General features: G+C 42.3%; 13 protein-coding genes. 9 read left to right on the plus strand and 4 right to left on the minus strand.

Translation table 11 applies throughout. The features are described from left to right. Positions 1 to 2 precede the first annotated feature (2 nt). The 4 genes from FTV28_RS09550 to FTV28_RS09565 all read left to right on the plus strand — a co-directional run bounded on the left by FTV28_RS09550 (position 3) and on the right by FTV28_RS09565 (position 4,178). Positions 3 to 773 carry a transporter gene (locus tag FTV28_RS09550; protein ID WP_154320177.1) on the plus strand — a complete coding sequence of 257 codons (771 nt, stop codon included), beginning with the start codon at positions 3 to 5 and terminating at the stop codon, positions 771 to 773. Positions 774 to 938: 165 nt separating this feature from the next. Beyond that, on the plus strand, positions 939 to 2,771 hold the full coding sequence (dsbD, locus tag FTV28_RS09555; RefSeq protein WP_179990280.1) for a protein-disulfide reductase DsbD: 1,833 nt from the start codon (positions 939 to 941) through the stop codon (positions 2,769 to 2,771). Next, positions 2,768 to 3,448, plus strand: coding sequence for a glutathione S-transferase family protein (locus FTV28_RS09560; protein ID WP_179990237.1), 681 nt, complete (start codon positions 2,768 to 2,770; stop codon positions 3,446 to 3,448). The genes dsbD and FTV28_RS09560 overlap by 4 nt, the downstream gene beginning before the upstream one ends. 166 nt (positions 3,449 to 3,614) lie before the next feature. Next, the gene (locus FTV28_RS09565; RefSeq protein WP_004974205.1) at positions 3,615 to 4,178 is read left to right on the plus strand and encodes an FMN-dependent NADH-azoreductase; all 564 of its coding nucleotides are present in this window, start codon (positions 3,615 to 3,617) and stop codon (positions 4,176 to 4,178) included. A 107-nt stretch (positions 4,179 to 4,285) separates the two neighbouring features. On the opposite strand, the gene FTV28_RS09570 is transcribed toward FTV28_RS09565, so the two are convergent. Next, positions 4,286 to 5,197 carry an alpha/beta hydrolase gene (locus FTV28_RS09570; RefSeq protein WP_004974206.1) on the minus strand — a complete coding sequence of 304 codons (912 nt, stop codon included), beginning with the start codon at positions 5,195 to 5,197 and terminating at the stop codon, positions 4,286 to 4,288. Between the two features lie 154 nt (positions 5,198 to 5,351). Between FTV28_RS09570 and FTV28_RS09575 the strand changes: the two genes are divergently transcribed. Beyond that, positions 5,352 to 5,789, plus strand: coding sequence for a DUF2147 domain-containing protein (locus tag FTV28_RS09575; RefSeq protein WP_004974208.1), 438 nt, complete (start codon positions 5,352 to 5,354; stop codon positions 5,787 to 5,789). Between the two features lie 95 nt (positions 5,790 to 5,884). Here the strand turns inward: FTV28_RS09575 and FTV28_RS09580 are convergent, their stop codons facing one another. Next, positions 5,885 to 6,232 carry a Spx/MgsR family RNA polymerase-binding regulatory protein gene (locus tag FTV28_RS09580; RefSeq protein WP_026438350.1) on the minus strand — a complete coding sequence of 116 codons (348 nt, stop codon included), beginning with the start codon at positions 6,230 to 6,232 and terminating at the stop codon, positions 5,885 to 5,887. A gap of 853 nt (positions 6,233 to 7,085) precedes the next feature. Further along, the gene (locus FTV28_RS09585) at positions 7,086 to 7,904 is read right to left on the minus strand and encodes an exodeoxyribonuclease III (protein WP_096901635.1); all 819 of its coding nucleotides are present in this window, start codon (positions 7,902 to 7,904) and stop codon (positions 7,086 to 7,088) included. 39 nt (positions 7,905 to 7,943) lie between these two features. Here FTV28_RS09585 and pyrE point away from each other — a divergent pair, with 39 nt between their 5' ends. Further along, positions 7,944 to 8,594: an orotate phosphoribosyltransferase gene (gene pyrE, locus FTV28_RS09590; RefSeq protein WP_096901637.1), complete on the plus strand. Its 651-nt coding sequence runs from the start codon at positions 7,944 to 7,946 to the stop codon at positions 8,592 to 8,594. Between the two features lie 215 nt (positions 8,595 to 8,809). Then, complete coding sequence (locus FTV28_RS09595) at positions 8,810 to 9,316, plus strand: hypothetical protein (protein ID WP_096901639.1); 507 nt, start codon at positions 8,810 to 8,812, stop codon at positions 9,314 to 9,316. Between the two features lie 112 nt (positions 9,317 to 9,428). Here FTV28_RS09595 and FTV28_RS09600 read toward each other — a convergent pair whose 3' ends face one another. Then, on the minus strand, positions 9,429 to 9,644 hold the full coding sequence (locus FTV28_RS09600) for a DUF3565 domain-containing protein (RefSeq protein WP_096901642.1): 216 nt from the start codon (positions 9,642 to 9,644) through the stop codon (positions 9,429 to 9,431). 116 nt (positions 9,645 to 9,760) lie between these two features. Between FTV28_RS09600 and gshB the strand changes: the two genes are divergently transcribed. Together gshB and murG are read left to right on the plus strand one after the other, a co-directional pair. Then, on the plus strand, positions 9,761 to 10,705 hold the full coding sequence (gene gshB / locus FTV28_RS09605) for a glutathione synthase (protein WP_004974228.1): 945 nt from the start codon (positions 9,761 to 9,763) through the stop codon (positions 10,703 to 10,705). A 319-nt stretch (positions 10,706 to 11,024) separates the two neighbouring features. Next, on the plus strand, positions 11,025 to 12,128 hold the full coding sequence (gene murG, locus FTV28_RS09610) for an undecaprenyldiphospho-muramoylpentapeptide beta-N-acetylglucosaminyltransferase (protein WP_004974229.1): 1,104 nt from the start codon (positions 11,025 to 11,027) through the stop codon (positions 12,126 to 12,128). Positions 12,129 to 12,130 lie beyond the last annotated feature (2 nt).

Here is a 12,130-nt window from a genome sequence, read left to right on the forward strand (position 1 = left end):
ATATGTCAGCATTAAAAACAGTTGGGTTAATCGTGGCGGCAGGCATCAGCATGCAGGTGAGCGCGGCAGATTTTGAGTTTGATCGTCCTGGTGCAGGAATGAGTACGGGTATTACACCTGTAGGGAAACTGGCTTGGGAACAGGCTTTGCCAAGTGCAAGTTATCAAGAAAGTAACGATGCTTCGGGCGAAAAAGTTAAAACTACTCGCCTTAATGCTGACATGCTGTTACGTACAGGTTTGGCGCAAGATTTAGAGTTACAGCTGGGCTGGCAAGGTCCTGCATGGAGTAAAAGCAAAACCGCAGGTCAATCGGTTGAAGAAGATGGTTTGGGCGATGTCAGCATTGGTTTGAAACAAGCCATTGACTTAAATGATGACAAACTTTCTATGGCCGTGTTGTTGCAAGCGTTAATTGCCACAGGCAATGATGGCTTTAGCGAAGAAGATGATATTTATAGCTTGGGTACGGCAGTCAGCTATCAATACAGTGAGCTGTTAAAAACAGGCATCAACATGCGTTACGATGTACAAAATAGCGATTGGGCGGTTACAGCAATTCCCAATATTCAGTATCGTTTAAGCGATCAATGGTCAGGTTTTTCAGAATTGGTCTATCGTAAAGCAGAAAGTCAGGACAATGAATATGGCTTAACTTCGGGGGTGATTTACGCACTGAATGAACGCACTCAACTGGATGCCAGTGTCGGTGTAGATTTAGACGGTGCAGATAAAAGTTACCATGCAGGTTTAGGTATGGCGTTCTTGTTCTAAGCCATTTAAACCATTTAAAGCTTTAAAATACGTTGTATGTTGCAGCAGGCTAAACTCATCAAGCTTGCTGCAGATTCGTTTTCATCCTAATAAAGTTCATGCCGAGGCGAGCAGAACATGAAGCAGTCCTTATTTCAGACCTTTTGGCAAGCTGCTGTTGATCTAATGGCTGATATTTTACGTTATGTGGCGCAGGGCTTATCTTGTCTGCTCGCAAGTCTATTTTTGCTGTGTTCGTTAAGCCTACACGCAGAAGCACCTTTACTCCCACCCGAACAAGCCTTTCAGTTTAGCGTTGAATCGGTCAATCCCCAGCAAGCTGAACTGCGTTGGAACATGCCTGAACAGTATTATTTGTATCAGCATCAATTTAAGGTTGAGCATGGACAGCAAATACTGGCTTTAGAGTTGCCTCCCGCAGAAGATGTTTATGATGAAAACTATGGACATACTCAGGTTTATTATCAACAAGTCAGTTTTAAAATTCCCACGCAGGCTGCACAGCGCTATCAAGTGAGCTGGCAAGGTTGTGCGCAAGATCGACTTTGTTATCCACCACAGCGCATTGAATTTCAGACAGACAGCACTGGTTTGGTGATTTTAGACAATCAAAGCGCAGCACAAAAAAATCTGTGGGGTGGACACAGTAACCCAACCCAGAATGTGTTTTCGACAACTCAGACCAACTCCACGCTAGCATCTTCAACAAGTCCTGCAGCAGCACAACCCATCACAGCACAAGATCAAATATGGTCAGAAAAACTGGCACAAAGTTCGTTTGCCTATGGCTTGCTGCTGTTTTTGGGTTTAGGGGTTTTATTGGCCTTTACCCCATGCTCCTTGCCGATGCTACCGATTTTGACCTCCTTGTTGGTGCGTGAACATAAAGGTGTCAAAGCGTGGACGATTGCACTGGTCTTTGTCTGTAGCATGGCAATGGTCTATGCCATATTGGGTTTAATTGCGTCATCCGCAGGTTTGAATTTTCAGCGCTGGTTGCAGCAACCTGCGACTTTAATTGCTTTTAGTTTGCTGTTTGTGCTGTTTGCCTTAAATCTGTTTGGACTGTTTGAAATCAAGTTGCCGCGTGCTTGGGTCAATCGACTAGATCAGGCACAATCCATGCAAAAAGGCGGTAATTTGGCAGGTGCTGCACTCATGGGCATGTTGTCGGCACTTTTAGTTGGCCCATGTATGACTGCACCACTGGCAGGGGCGTTATTGTTTATTTCACAAACCCAAAGTCAGATGCAGGGGGCGTTGCTGTTATTTACGCTCGGTTTTGGTATGGGTACGCCGTTATTATTGGCCAGTGTGCTTGGGGCAAAAGCTTTACCACGCGCAGGTTTGTGGATGCATCAAGTCAAAGTGCTGTTTGCCTTTATTATGTTGGCATTGGCGTTGTATTTTATTCGTCCTTTATTGGGTGAAGCATGGATGCAATGGCTTAGTTTGGCACTTGGACTGGGTTTTGTCGGCTATGTGCTGCATCGTTTGAGCGGCTATCATGGTGTGCTGCGGGCGATGTATCTGAGTGCGTTATTGGTGGTGGTGCCGTATCTGATTTATAACCAATATCAACACAGCCAGCGTTTTTGGCCGCAGGAAAACGATGCGGTTTTAGAATGGCACCGTGCAACGACTGCAACGGAATTACAACAGTTACTTGCCCAAGCTCCGAAAAATCAGCGCATGATTATAGATGTCTATGCCGATTGGTGTGTGGCGTGCCGTCCGATTGAGCAACAGGTATTGACATCTTCCACTGTAAAACAGGCACTTGCAGAATTTTATTTAATTAAACTCGATTTAAGCCATTACGATGCCAGTCATCAAGCTTTGCTGAATAAATGGGAAATTTTAGGGCCACCTACCTTTTTATTTTTGGATGCACAACAACAAGAAATTCGCAGTCTGCGTTTAACGGGTGCGTTTAACGAAAGCACCTTGTTAAATCAACTGCAGCAACTTCAAACCACACAGGAGTCATCGCCATGATGCAGCTGTATATTGCCAATAAAAATTATTCGAGCTGGTCGATGCGCCCGTGGTTGGTACTGAAGGCGTTTGATTTGGCTTTTGAAGAAATACAACTGAACTTTCCATGCGAGCGTGGTGAGGGCGATTTTAAACAACGTGTCCTAGAAATTAACCCCAATGGTAAAGTGCCTGCCTTGTTAGATCAGGGCATGTTGATTTGGGATTCTCTCGCCATTTGTGAATACTTGGCAGAGCAATATCCTGAACAGGCACTTTGGCCGCGTGATGTACAGCAACGCGCTTGGGCGCGTAGCATCAGCGCAGAAATGCACAGTGGTTTTACCGATTTACGCAGTTTATGTGGCATGAATATTCGCGCCAATTTAGCAGAAGTGGGTACAAAATTATGGCAAGAACATTCGGGTTTAAGGCAGGATGTGGCACGCATTGAACACATTTGGTCGGCACGTCCTGCAGCAGATGGTTTCTTGTGTGGTGAATTTAGCATTGCCGATGCGTTTTATGCTCCTGTGGTGACGCGTTTTATGAGCTATGCTTTGCCTGTGAGCGCAGAAAGCCAACACTATATGCAGCGGGTGATGCAACATCCTGCCATGCAGGCTTGGGTGCAGGCAGCTTTACAAGAACCGATGTGGGTTAATTATTTAGAGCCTTATCAAAAGCAAGCAAAATGACTTGGAAAAAGCAGGATTAGGAAAAATACTGCGGAAGTTTTTGTGCGGTAAAGTGGTCTTTTTTGTTCCAAAAATAAAACATAGTGTCTTAGTTTTCCCAATTATTCTATTTACGCTGCACGATTAAAATAGCGTTATTAAATGAATACAAGATTGGAGCATCCCCATGAAAATTTTACACATCGACTCGAGTATTTTAGGTGAAAACTCAGTTTCACGTCAGTTAAGCCAAGCGATTGTGCAACAATTGACTGCAAAAAATAGCAATGCACAGGTCGATTATTTAGATTTGGCACAACAGCCGATTCCGCACTTAACTGCCGAAATTTTAATGGGGCAGGATGCAGAACAAGCGGCTTTGGGTGAAAAAATCATCCAACAATATATTGATGCCGATGTCGTGGTGGTGGGTGCAGCCATGTATAACTTTGGTTTGACTTCAACTTTAAAAGCATGGATTGATCGCATCAGCGTGGCAGGTAAGACCTTTAAATATACCGAGCAAGGGCCTGTAGGCTTGGCGGGTGAGAAAAAAGCCTATATCGCCAGTAGCCGTGGCGGTGTGTATGGTGATAACAGCCCTGCCGATTTTCAGGAAGATTTCTTGAAAACCATCTTCAACTTTACAGGGGTGAATGATGTAGAAATTATTCGCGCTGAAGGGGTGAGTATGTCGGAATTTAAAGACCAAGCTGTTGCCAATGCGATGCAAAAAATTCAGGCGATTTAACCCACTATTTCAATAAAAAAAGCTCAGTGCCTTGAGGGTGCTGAGCTTTTTTTATATAGATGGATCGGCTAAAAGGGTTGGTTAGCAAAGCCTTGTTATGGTTGAACTTAGCTCTGATCTTGCCGATGTGCAAACTCTGCTAAATCTGCCAATGCACGTTTGGCTTCTTCAAACCACGGTGAAAACATTTGAAAATTGTGCCACATACCCGTGTAGAGTTTGTAATGCACTTCTACGCCTGCCTGTTCGGCTTTTTCTTTAAAACGTGTTGCATCATCCAGCAAAATTTCTTTAGAGCCAATTTGTACTAAAACTGGTGGTAATTCATGTAAATCATCAAACAATGGCGAAATTTGCGGGTCTGCCCGATCAAGTTCAGGCGGTACATAGTAATCAATGCCTGTTTCCAGCGTTTCAATTGACAGCAGGGCATCATGCTTGCTGTTATAACGCAAGGATTCACTGGTGAGGGTTAAATCTAAAAATGGTGACAGCAGCATTAAGCCACTCACTTGCGGCAATTGCTCATCACGTATTTTTAAAGCTAGCGCCAACGCTAAATTTGCACCGCAAGAATCTCCTGACAAAATAATATCTTTGGCGTGTATACCTTGCGCCAACAGACTTTGATAGACATCAAACACGGCTTCCAAAGCATGTGGAAAAGGATGCTCAGGTGCAAGCGGATAATCGACATGAATCACTTGCATTTGGGTGCGTGCCGCAACTTGACTCAAAAATGCTCGATGGGTATTTAACGAACCCAGAAAAAAAGCCCCGCCATGAATATGAAAAATGAGCTGTGTTGCAGCATTCTGTGGTTTTAATTCTTCGGCATGCAGACCTGCTAAACGCAGCGCGCGTACCTGCACCGACTTTTGCATGGGAAATAAACGGCACATTTGTTCTAGTGCAAAACGTACAGAATTGGGGGGTAAATTAAATTGGCTTGGTTTGCGAATGGTGGTTTTTAAAAACTGCTCTGTAATAATTTGTTTCCACATGGGGTTAATCTTCATGATTTTTCCATCTTGTTCTTTATTTGATCGGATATTTGTGTATTTACCAACATAATTTACAAGGGTACACTAAACGGTCACATTCAAAAATTGCAAATTTGTTGTGACTTTTTAATAATAAAGTTGTCTGATAGTAGACCAGGGAAACAAAACAATGAAAAAAATTGCACTTGCATTCGGGCTGTTAGGTTTAAGCGCTTTGGCCAATGCTGCAGATCCGCTTAACGGCACAGTTTGGAAAACAATTGACGACAAAACCAAACAACCCAAAGCCACGGTAAGATTTACTGAGCAAAAAAATGGAACTTTAACCGCAAGCATTCAGTCAATTTTAACGCCTGGTGAAGAAAATGCCTGTACAAAATGTGAAGGTCCGTATCACAACAAATCACTCAAAGGTTTGACCATTGTTCGCGGTCTGAAAAATACAGGCGGCACGAGCTACGATGGTGGTTCAATTCTTGACCCGCAAACAGGTAAAACCTACAAGCTAAAAGGTAAACTTGCCGATGGTGGTAAGAAACTGGAATTGCGTGGTTTCATTGGTGTAGCGGCATTGGGTCGTAACCAAACATGGATTCGTGCGAACTAAGCATGTATTCCACCTGTGCAGTTGAAATCATATTGCACAGGATATAAAAAAACCTGCTCCATGTGAGCAGGTTTTTTATTGGTATTTTTTTAAACTTAACCTAAAGCACGATAAGCCGCTTCATCAAAACCCGCAATAAAGCCTGATTCAGTTTTTAAGACAGGACGCTTAATTAAACTGGTGTGAGTGCAAAGTGCTTCAATTAAGTTGGCTTCACTGGCCAAAGCAGCTTGCTGTTCTGCTTCGCTGAGTTTGCGCCAAGTGGTGCCTTTTTTATTCAGTACTACATCTTGCCCAAGCGCATCTAACCAACTTTTGACAGTGTCGGCATCGATCCCTTGTTTTTTATAATCGTGAAACTCATAACTTAGCCCCAATTCATTGAGTAAATCGAAGGCTTTTTTCATTGAATTGCAGTTCTTAATCCCATAAATTTTTAACATATTTTTTTCACGTTAATATCATCAAACTGGCTATAGCCTAGCCCAAAACAGCGCTAAGTGCTAGAAACTTGCAGTGAACAATGACTGGCTGTTTAAATGGTATTTGTCATCAATACGTCATACCGATGTCACCAAATTGACACTTGATCGCTCTAAAATGGGACGCATAAACAGAATAAAATGAAAAACTTGATAAAAATAGACTCAAGTGAAAATAAAAAATACAGTGAAGAACAACAGTAATAGCGCAAAACAGAAAATAAGATGATAAAAAGAGAAAACCCGCATTTAATCATCCTGATTATGCGGGTCTCATTTTAACGTCCATTGTTACATCCTTGAAACTAACCAAAACCAGTTAGTTTATTTTCCATCCTTCGGCTTCCAATCCTTTTGTGTCATCCTGACTGTCCCTTTGCCGTGATGCAATAATGCGCTGAATCGACTTGAAGATAAATACACAAAGTCGACAGATTATGTGCGAATTGAACCTCAGTTGAGTGAACAACTGTTCACTCGTGTAGGCTGTGAAATTTGTGTGAATAAGGGACTATTGACAATTCGTCTATGTTTGCGACGACGCATATTTTTAGCTGATATAAGGCATGGGACAGGAAATTTAGCCATTCTAAATGACTGGCACATAACGCAATAGCAGCAAAAAAATATGCTCGTCCTTCGCTGCGCCTTGCGCTGCAAACAAAGCAGTGCTTGTTTTTGCTCAGGCTGTGGCTAAAACTTTCTCAGATTGCGTTATGAAACTTGGCAATAGACCCACTATTCCCTGCGTTTCATGCCTGATCTGCTCAGTTTTAGCCTACAGCGCAAACCATTTATGAAATGTCAATAGACCCTAAATCTTATAATCAATAATCACGGGAGCATGGTCACTAAACCATTCTTCTTTATACACCCAAGCATTGACAGTGCGTGCTTTCCAGTCGGGTGAACAGGCATGATAATCAATCCGCCAACCAACGTTCTTGGCACGGGCTTGCCCGCGATTTGACCACCAAGAATACAACTCTGCTTCATGGCGTACTTCACGGAAGGTATCGACATAGCCCAAGTCATTATAAATATGATCTAACCATGCACGTTCATGCGGTAAGCAACCTGAAGACTTTTGGTTACCTGACCAGTTTTTAATATCAATGCGCTTATGCACAATGTTGTAATCGCCACAGACAATGATCGATTTATTGTCTTCACGCCACTGTTTTAGAATTTTTTGATACTCTTCTAAAAAGTGATCTTTCCGCATTTGGGCTTCTTCACCCGAAGAGCCAGAAGGCAAATACAGTGAACAGATGTAAATTGGGTGATCCAGTCCTACATCAAATTCAGCACTGATAAAGCGACCCTGAGAATCGGCCAATTCAAAGCCTAAACCATTTTGCACAGAAACAAACGGCAAACGGCTATAAATAGCTGTCCCTGCGTAGCCTGCGCGTTCTGCAGGGAAAAGATGCGTGTGCCAGCCTTCTGGCTTAAATTTATCGGTCCATTGGGCGTGTGTGATGCGGCTTTCCTGCATGCAAATCACGTCTGCTTCAGACTTTTCCAACCATTCGAGTAAGCCTTTGCTTACCGATGAACGCAACCCATTGACGTTAATTGAAACCACTCGAAGAATTTTTTGATCACTCGGATAGCTACTCTTTGGTATCATGCTCAGGTCTTACCTCAATGTATTAATTTGGAGCACCTCATGACATCGCCAGCTCAATTTAACCCGCAAGCTTTTATCGAACTCGCCTTATCACGTGGTGTGCTTAAATTTGGTGAGTTTACTTTAAAATCGGGTCGTGTGAGTCCTTATTTTTTTAACGCAGGTTTGTTGAATGATGGCGAAGCTTTATCGCTATTGGCTTCGGGCTATGCAGATCAACTCATGCAATGCAAAAATGTAGATGTTATTTTCGGGCCTGCCTATAAAGGTATTCCATTTGTGGCAGCTACAGCAGTGGCTTTATCGCAAAATCATGGCGTAAGTGTGCCGTGGGGGTTTAACCGTAAAGAAGCCAAAGATCATGGCGAAGGCGGTGTGTTGGTGGGTGCTGCGGTTGAGGGCAAAAAAGTTTGGATTATTGATGATGTGATTACTGCGGGTACGGCTATTCGTGAAGTGGTGACTATTTTGAAAAATGCAGGCGCACAAATTGCGGGCGTATTGGTGGCTTTAGACCGTCAAGAAAAAGGTCAGGGCGATTTGTCTGCTATTCAGGAAGTGCAAAAAGAGTTGGAAATTCCTGTGCATGCTTTAATTACCATGAAAGATTTAATGAATTATTTGGATGCTAAAGGTGAAAAAGATGCCTTGGCGAAAATGGAAGCGTACCGTGTGAAGTATGGGATTTAAGTCTTATCAATTCTCTTTAATGATAATATTGAGCGTTGATTAATAATTTAGCGCGGAACGTAACAAGTTTATAAAAAGCCCAGATCTGTAGGTTTGGGCTTTTTTTGTATGCAGTGGACTGAATTATGTGGAATAATTTTCGTGATGTGTTAAAGGTGTATGATGTCGATTTTAGAATAGCTTATTCTTAAAAATATTATGAGCGATGTCTTTCAATGAAAAATAAAGAATATATTAATCAGTATTTAGATAATACTTGTGATCTTGTCATTCAACACCTTAAAAATATAATGGTATTTCAAGCTAATATTCAAAAGTCTTGGGGATATCACTCCAGATTTATAGAGAGATTAGTTCATCCAGAAGATGAATTAATTTTTAAGGGATACTCTAATCCTGTTTTTCAAAATTTACCTGTGGGCTCTATTCCTGCAAGAAAAGAACACATCGTACCTATGTCTTATCTTTTCAATGGTTTATGGGGTTTAATAAAAACCGATCAATTATCAAATCAAGAATTATCAACGATTCTCAAACGAAATTTAGGCATAGCTTATATTACTCATGACGAGCAAAAAAAATTAGATTCCAAGACATGTGGCTTAAAAAACAAAATGCCTGATGGATGGTGTTTAAAAACAGGGGATCCATTAGATCGTTTAAAAGCTGCTGATATTGAACTTGTAGATGAGTTTGGGGCGCCCATACTATCTTTAATTTGACGGTGTCAGCACAATTATCATCTAAGAAAATATACTTAAATTTTCGATTTAACATAATCGTGGTCGTTATACGAAAGCCCCGCTTCATGGGTCGTTTGATTATCTTTTTAACCTAAAATCTCTTATCCAAAACCCACTCCAATTCCTCCTCACACTTCTTACACTCCAGCATCACCCCCAACTTTTCCTTGCGCCCTTGCTCTGTGATTACCCACGGGCGGTTTTGCCACGGTGGATTATGCCGCACATGCTGCCCATGACCGCAGGCCAAATCTGCGACCCAATCATTTTCTTCATCTAAATGAAAACCAATAATCGCTTGTTGCATCGCATACTCCTAAGTGCATGATGATCGTGGATAAAGCGTTACGAAAATTGCAGCAAAACCAAAGCCAAACTCCGCTATACTTTTGCTTATTCAATTCTTCAAAAGAGCACCGAAATATGCGCGTACTTGTTGTGATGGATCCCATCGAAAGTGTCAATTTGAAAAAAGACTCAACCATGGCGATGTTATGGGCGGCAAGCCGTCGTGGGCATACCTTGGGCTATGCATTACAGCAAGACTTATATATTGATCAGGGCAAGGCATTTGGTCTGATTGCATCGCTCAAAGTCTTTGAAGATTATAACCATTATTACGAATTGGGCGAAAAACGCAAAGAATCCTTAGCTGATTATGATGTCATTCTCATGCGTAAAGACCCGCCTTTTGACATGAATTTCGTTTATACCACATATATTTTAGAGCAAGCTGAACGCGAAGGCGCATGGATCATCAACAAGCCGCAAAGCCTGCGTGACTGTAATGAAAAGCTGTTTGCGACTCAATTCCCAGAACTACAAGTTCCGACATTGGTCACTTCACAACAAAGCCTGATTCGTGAATTTATTCAGCAACATGGTGATGTGATCGTTAAACCGCTCGATGGCATGGGCGGCATGGGAATTTTCCGTTTGTACCAAGATGGGGTCAATATTGGCTCAACCATTGAAATTCTGACCAACAACGGCACTCAGCCAATCATGGCGCAGCGCTATATTCCAGAAATTGTAGATGGTGATAAACGCATCCTCATGGTTAATGGTGAGCCTGTGCCTTATTGTTTGGCACGAATTCCACAAAATGGCGAAGTGCGTGGCAACTTAGCTGCAGGTGGTTTAGGCGAAGCACGTCCATTGACTGAAAATGACAAAGCCATTGCCGCCAAAGTCGGGCCATTTTTACGTGAAAAAGGCTTGGTTTTTGTCGGATTAGATGTGATTGGCAACTATGTCACTGAAATCAACGTGACCAGTCCAACGTGTATTCGTGAAATTGATGCACAGTTTGGTACATCCATTGCCGATGATTTATTTACCGTACTTGAAGCAGGTCGTCCCAACTAAGTTTGGGCTTTATGCTCACTGTATCAATACAAAAGCCGTTTTCTATTTGAAAGCGGCCTTGTTTTTAGAGACGTGGATACAAAAAACAACTTAAACACTTTGCAAAATAGATCAATCAAAGCAGGTAAAATTGAATAAAACTTAACATTTTCCGTAGATTAATAATAAAACTAGTTTAAACTTGAAAATCTGTAGAAAAAAACAATCAAGCACTTGGTGAAAAAAAGTAAATAACCTTTCAAGCCCATGCGTTTGTGATTACAATTGATAGCTTATACAAGATTTTTATTTGCCTTATTTTGAGTTGAAGAATTAAACCGTGACTGACGCACAGCAACAACAGCCTAAACATGTCATGATGATGGCCGCAGGTACAGGTGGACATGTTTTTCCCGCTTTGGCCGTCGCAAAACAATTACAGCAACAAGGGATTCAAGTGTCATGGTTGGCGACCCCAACGGGCATGGAAAATCGTCTGCTTAAAAATCATAATATCCCAATTTACCAAATTAATATTCAAGGTGTACGTGGCAACGGTTTGATCCGTAAACTGGCTGCACCATTTAAAATTTTAGGCGCAACGCTCAGTGCTGTGCGTTACATGAAGCAATTAAAAGTTGATGCTGTTGCAGGTTTTGGTGGTTATGTGGCAGGGCCAGGTGGCTTGGCAGCACGTGCTTTGGGTATTCCTGTGCTGATTCACGAACAAAATGCAGTTGCGGGTTTTACCAACACTCAATTGTCACGTGTGGCAAAAACCGTGTGTCAGGCTTTCCCAAATACCTTTCCAAACAGTAACAAAATTGTCACCACAGGCAACCCTGTTCGTGAAGAAATCACTGCGACCTTAAGCCCTGCATGGCGCTATCAGGAACGTGAAAAAGCAGGCTTGCCAATTCGTATTTTAATTGTGGGTGGTTCACTAGGTGCACAAGCCTTAAATGAATGTGTACCTGAAGCGTTAAAGCAACTAAATGTCGCTTTAGATGTTTATCATCAATGTGGGCAAAACCATGCCGAAGCGACGCAGGCACGTTATGCACACAAGCCTGACCATTTACAGGTTGAGGTACAGCCTTTTATTGAAGATATGGCCAAAGCCTATAGTGATGCCGATTTAATTATTTGTCGTGCGGGCGCACTCACGGTAACCGAGGTCGCGACTGCAGGTGTTGCAGCAGTATTTGTACCATTGCCTAGTGCGGTGGATGATCACCAAACTGCCAATGCCAAGTTTTTAGCCGATCTTGGTGCAGCAAAAATCTGTCCGCAAGCCAGCATGACACCTGAAAGTTTAACAACATTATTAACCCCGTTAATGAATCGTCAATTGTTGTCTGAAATGGCGGTCAAAGCCCGTCAGCAGGCGCAGCCTGATGCAACTCAACACGTGGTTCGTCTTATTCAAGCATTGTTCGAGTAAAA

Source organism: Acinetobacter sp. YH12252, assembly GCF_013417365.1.
GTDB lineage: Bacteria > Pseudomonadota > Gammaproteobacteria > Pseudomonadales > Moraxellaceae > Acinetobacter > Acinetobacter towneri.